3 protein-coding genes and 1 pseudogene are annotated in these 5,339 nt (G+C 57.9%); all 4 read right to left on the bottom strand.

Going from position 1 to position 5,339, the window contains the following annotated elements:
- Window positions 1-1,997: pseudogene (locus ABX962_RS29250) on the bottom strand (hypothetical protein); the annotation flags it as partial.
- A gap of 175 nt (window positions 1,998-2,172) precedes the next feature.
- On the bottom strand, window positions 2,173-2,982 hold the full coding sequence (locus tag ABX962_RS29255) for a MotA/TolQ/ExbB proton channel family protein (RefSeq protein ID WP_372724808.1): 810 nt from the start codon (window positions 2,980-2,982) through the stop codon (window positions 2,173-2,175).
- A gap of 2 nt (window positions 2,983-2,984) precedes the next feature.
- Window positions 2,985-4,844, bottom strand: coding sequence for a hypothetical protein (locus ABX962_RS29260; protein WP_372724810.1), 1,860 nt, complete (start codon window positions 4,842-4,844; stop codon window positions 2,985-2,987).
- Between the two features lie 258 nt (window positions 4,845-5,102).
- A partial coding sequence (locus ABX962_RS29265; protein WP_372724812.1) for an AAA family ATPase occupies window positions 5,103-5,339 on the bottom strand: 237 nt, incomplete at its 5' end.

Raw genomic sequence — 5,339 nt, forward strand, 5'->3', positions numbered from 1 at the left:
GCAGCCACCAAAAACTGTGACTTGGCAAGTTGCTCAAATGCCGTCTTTTTTCCGATTGGGGTTTGGTAGTAGTTGTTGGGAATGATGATCGTCATGCCACGCCACATCTCGAGCATCGACTTATCGGCTTCGATCTTGCGGACCAGGTCCAGAAAACCATAGTAGGAAACGTCCCACACATCCAAGCCGCTACCGAAATAGTCGGCAAGTTGCGTCCATTTTTCGATGTCGTTGACGTCGGTCTTTTGATTCGCAATCAGTAAAAAACGCGATCCCTCGTCACGGCGAAATTGCTCCGAAACGCGAATCGTTTCCTTGCGATAATCTATGCGGCGATATTGGTCATGCTGCGAACTCGACCCGGGATGTTGCAGTAACAAATCCACACCAAGCGTGAAGCTTTGGTAGGCGATCACGTCACTGTGGTTGCGGATGCCAATCCGAGTTTCGATCCAACGCGTTTCACCTGGGAGTAGATTGCGTATGGTGTCGCGAAATTCTTCGGCCAGTAGATCATGCGGCTTGTCCGAATCGTTGAAGAACAGCAATTGATTCTTGTCGATATCGCCGCCGAGCAAGCGAATGCCAGTGCGGACACTGCGATGGTACGCTCGATCATCAAACGTCTCATCGCCGATGTTGGTGATCGCATATCGGATGCGGGTCGATTCGCCGGGCGCAAGACTGTTTAGCGCCGTGATCTCGGTTAGCTGCAATGGGAATCGGACATCGACCGATTCCTCGTTTTCGAAGTCGCGAAACGGGCGATGGATCCCGCTTTCAAGGAACGCCCTCGGGTTAACGTCGTGCTTTAGATGGAACGGTTGCTTACGCGGTTCGTTGACGATGACGTTAGTCCAGCGCAGCGACAAGCCTTCATTGTCGAACGTATACATTTCGCCCGGTTCGAGGACATTTGGCAACACCAATTCGGTTTCGTCGGATTGGATCCATGTATCGGATGGCAAGAAAATTCGGATTTTGTAGTTGGGTGGTGTCGGCATTCCGCCGCGGTTTCGAACGGTGATCCGCTCGAGCCTCGCCAAGCTGTCGGGTTCGTAGACACGGTACTCGCTGGCGATATCGAACGAGACGAGTTCGAGATCGTAGGGCGATTCGTACTGGGTCAGAACGCCATCAGGACCATTGACAAGAATCCGCAAACGACCGTTTTTGCCGGGATTTCCATCATGAGCCCGGTAAGACGACGGAGCGCCATCGCGGCCGCGACGTCCCGGGCTGCCGCCTGGGTTGGAATGATGGACGGTGTGAGTGTGACCGTTTTTGCCACCGGTTCGATGCGTGGTGGTCCAGTGGTAACTGCTGCCGCCGGGACCGCCGGGGCCCCCACGACCGCCGAGTCCACGTTCTCCGGCGAAACCAATGTCACCTCCTGACAAATCGCCTGTGACCAGCATCAGCAGACCGAGATGGTGATGATCGATTTGCAGCGTGATGTCGCCACCGTCGCCGCCGGGTTGGCCGTCGCTGGGGTTGCCGGCGTCACCACCGTCGCCTCCGGGCCCTCCGTCGGTTCCACTGGAAAATCGGGTGGCATCTTGACCAGGGCGTCCGGGGGCACCGGGTTGTCCATCGCCGGCGCGTCCGCCGTTGCCTCCTTTGCCGCCGACGGCGTGAATGAACACGTACCCTTGCTCGCCAATCGCTCGTTGCAGATCAATGGGACGGGACGATCCATCGGATGTCACTGCAACGCCCGTGATTACGATGGCGCCAGATTCGGTGGTGTGGTTGGAATACGTGAGGTTCAGGGTCGCCGATGCAGCCCGTTGGCCCGCGGAAGCAGGGCCGGCGTCCTCGCCGCGCTGGCCGTCAGCGCCGTTTGTCGGACGTGGCGTGAAGATGGAAACGCCATTCCTGCCGTCGATTCCGTTGTCACCGCCAAGATCGATTTTGGCAAGAACATCGATCTCACCATCGGATGCAAAGCAACCGGGATCGTCGTCATCGGGATGGGCAGTGGCACGAGCATTCATGCCTGCGATTATATCGCGTCCACGCGTGGGGGGAGACGCCAGGATGAAAGCTGAGCTTGCGTAGCGAATCGATGTAGCGAAACTCGCCAAGAGTTTCGGAGAGGGGGCGCAGAGGAGGAGGACGAAAGTCTTGACGACTATCGCGAGGGTGAAAGGACAAGCACAGTAGCCTGGGCTACGTTTTGGGAGGCATCGGCGGATTGCCGCCTTGCGGGCGTGGGGCGGGCGATGCGGCGGGATTAGGATTCGCTGGACGGGTGCGAGCGGTGGGGCGACGTTTGATCGGCGTCAACGCGTGCTGCGCTTGATAGGCCACCTGGGCAATCAACGAATCGACTCGGTTGCGGCAAATCGCGTAGGCCGCCAGCGATGGGATGGCCACGACCAGTCCGCCGACGGTGGTTACCAGCGCTTGATAAATTCCTTCGGCAAGATCGCCGGCTCCGGCGGCACCCCGTGTCGTGGCGACTTGTTGGAAGGCAAAAATCATCCCGGTGACGGTTCCCAGCAGTCCCACCATCGGTGCGATGTTGCCGATCACCGACAAGTATTCAATTCGCCGCATCAAACGAGCGGATTGTTCGGCCAACGAATCTTCGACCGACTTCTCAACTTCATGCCATCCAAATTCCAGCTCGCTTAGCCCCGACAACAACACGACGCTTAACACGCTCGGTTCGCGGCGACACGCGGTATCGGCTTCGGCCGGGCGTGCGTTCAGCAATGCTTGGCGAACCGTATCACTAACGCCATCAGGCAGAATCTCGGTCTTGCGAAGCGTCATCGTTTGGTCAAACACCAAATAGGCTGCCGCGATACTGAGTGCAAACAGCACCAGTAGAATCATCAATCCGATGATGCCACCGCTGAGGATGATATCAAAAAGTCCCGCGGTCTCGGGCGTGTCCGATTGTGCGATCAGATTTGTCGGCGATCGTAGAGCGATGTTGAAAAAGGATTGAGCGAAGCTGGTCGGTTCATCCATGGCTATGACCTTTCGTCGTAATCGGCCGCGCCGACCGATAGTAAAAACTCGGCGTCCGACAGCAGCGGGTCGTCCCAGCGAAGTCGCAGTACGCCGTCGTCTTGCAAATGGGTAATGGTTTGATGATGTCGCTCGCGAATCCGCTGTTCGGCTTGATTGACGCGGCTGCGGCTTTGAGCGACCGACAATGCGAACATCGAAATCACCGCAGTCGGCAGGATCGCCAACAACAGGCTCGTCAACATCATTGCCAACTCAGGGCGTGGAAAACGATCCAGGTCGCCTGAGAGTGTCGTCAGCGTCGAGAAACTGGCGACAAAATAGTCTCGGTACAATGCCACGACGGGGCCCGCCATGAACAACCAAAACACAAACGTCGCGAGCAAAGCGAATGCGACGGTCGCAAACCGCGAGATCGAAACGCGATTGACCTCTTCGTCAAATATCGTTTGCGACATCTCTTGCAACGTATCGATGCCCGCCAGATAAGCGAGCTGCGAACGCGAGTGGTCGTCGTCGTCGCCATGCCATGCCGCCGCCTTGACCGGTTGTCGTCGCAATTCGGCCAGCTCATCCCGAAATCGACTCGCCAGCGGCCCGAGTCGATCGGCGACCGCGGCGGCACTACGGCGACGAAGCCCGTCGCGGACGTCTTGCTCGGCTCCTTGTTGAGCGGTCAAGTTTTTGGTGGTCGTCCAAACGGCGCTGACCAGCGATGGCAGAGAACCCGACAATGAGATCATCACGCGGTCCCAGGCACCGTGCGTCAGATTCAAAAGTCCAAGCAGTGAGCGATAGGGAAACCAGAACGCTGCGGTTTCGGTCAATAACGCCAGGCGTAATCGCGATCGTACGGCGGCACGCAGCGGGCCGTCGCTGCCAATCAAGGACTCGGCAACTTGCGTGGGAATGGCAGTCGCCTCGCGATTCAGTCGCCGAACCGCGCTGGTCAATCCAGGCAATTGATCGCTCAGGACGCCGTGCAGCGCGGCGCGAAAACGGCCGTCCAGTGCGGCAAGTCGGGTGCTCCGGCGACGATCGCCCTCCCACAATTGCCCTAGCTCTTCTTGCAATCGTGACGCGACATTTTCCGCGGCCGTTGTGGCAATTTCCGATTCGTTTCGGCCATCGATCTCGAAATCTTTGATCACAATCGGACGCGCAATCACGCTGGTCGGCGCCATTTCTCGCATCCGTTTTGAAAACGCGTCGATGTCGGCGTCCAAGCGATCATCGTGCTCACGCACCGCATTGATCACCGGGATCACGATACTGCCCTCGCTCGCTTCGGCCAGCATGCCGACCGCGACGCTGCGGATCTGGTCTCGCCGGACGACCAACAACATGGCCGAGGCAAGCGATAACGCTCGCGCCGCAACGCCCGCAATCGCACGTCGATCGTCGGTCGACCCGGGCGCGTCAACGAGCATGTAGGTGATGCCAATCGATTGCATGTGAGCCGGATCACAATGCAAGTATTGTTCGTAACGGGGGTCCAGATCGGCGGGCGGCATGGGGCCGATCCAAACGAGTTTCTCGGTCGCTTCGTCCGCGTTGTTGCCGCTGCGAATCGAATTGGCGGCCGACGATTTGCGAATCAATTGACGGATCAACCACGACTTGCCTTGCCCGGTCGCCCCGACGATCGCGATCACCGACGTACCACTGCTGCGGTCTTGCAGGATCATTCGCCGTGCTTCGGCGTGGTCGTCACACAATTCCAGAACTTCGCGGCCCGTCGGACTGTCGGCCAGCACGCTGGTGGCCGAATGACGTACGCGACGCAAGAACGTGTCGCCCGGCAGACTGAGCGATTGATGGGGCGCCGTGGAATCGTCGTTTGCAGAGGAAGCAGAGGACACGTCAAACACTTTCAAAATTCAATTTCATTGGGCGACTTTATTAAACGGTGTTATTCGACGGTGACCGAAACGCGGTTTTGAACCATTGAGTGATCGGTATACGGCATCAAGTCGTTCGCCAAAACGGCTGATTCGCGGAAAGACTCGAGCTTACCGAACTTGTGATTGCAACAAAGGTGATGCTGAGACTTTGAAACTGCAACGTAAGTCTTGACGACTTCCGCTACGGACCTCATTGATTTTAAGCCTTGCAAAACACTAATCCCGAGGCACCTCGATCCCTCGCACCAACGCTTGCAGTTCTTCGTCGGTACTACGTCCTTCGATCTCGGCTTCGGCAGTCAGTTGAACTCGGTGACGCATCGCGGGCAGGGTGATTTCCACCACGTCGTCGGGGATCGCGTAGTCGCGTCCTGAGAACGCGGCGAGAGCGCGAGCCGATTGCATCAGCGCGATCCCCGCTCGTGGCGATGCTCCGATATGGAACGCGGGCCA

The organism is Novipirellula sp. (assembly GCF_041583735.1).
Lineage (GTDB): Bacteria > Planctomycetota > Planctomycetia > Pirellulales > Pirellulaceae > Novipirellula.